Source organism: Oleiphilus sp. HI0132, from assembly GCF_001635845.1.
On sequence record NZ_LWGJ01000617.1, the window covers coordinates 1 to 565 of the forward strand.

At 47.1% G+C, this 565-nt stretch carries 2 protein-coding genes; both read left to right on the forward strand.

The features are described from left to right. A partial coding sequence (locus A3766_RS07520; RefSeq protein WP_304440939.1) for an urease accessory protein UreF occupies positions 1–314 on the forward strand: 314 nt, incomplete at its 5' end. A gap of 125 nt (positions 315–439) precedes the next feature. Beyond that, the coding region (locus tag A3766_RS07525) for a GTP-binding protein (protein ID WP_304440940.1) at positions 440–565 on the forward strand (126 nt) is incomplete at its 3' end.

A 565-nucleotide genomic window follows, 5' to 3' on the forward strand; every position in this document is an offset into this window, starting at 1 on the left:
CTCAGGAAGGCGAAGAACACAGCTTTGCGACCTTATTCGCTTATGCGGCGCAAAAGTGGGGAATCGTTTTTGAAGATGCGGCCAATGGTTTTGTCTGGTCATGGCTAGAAAACCAGGTGGCAGGGGCCACTAAAATGGTGCCTTTGGGTCAGACTCAAGCTCAACAAATGCTGACCTTGTTTCAACCAGAGATTGCAGAATCGATTGCTTTGGCTGAACAAATAGATGAAGACAAAATAGGCGGTGGTCTACCCGGATTGGCCATAGCCAGCGCCTTACATGAACAGCAATACTCAAGGCTTTTCCGTTCTTAGTTGAAAAGCTTACGATCACGTCCCCTATAGTCATTCACGCGAAGGCGGGAATCTAAGGTCTTAGGGGGAATTAAAACAATGGATCCCCGCCTGCGCGGGGATGACGAAAAATATAGGATATAACAATGGCAAAAAAACAAACGCTACGAGTCGGTGTCGGGGGCCCTGTTGGTTCAGGTAAAACCGCCTTATTGCGCTCACTTTGTGCAGCATTAAAAGATCACTACAATATTGCAGTGGTAACCAATGAT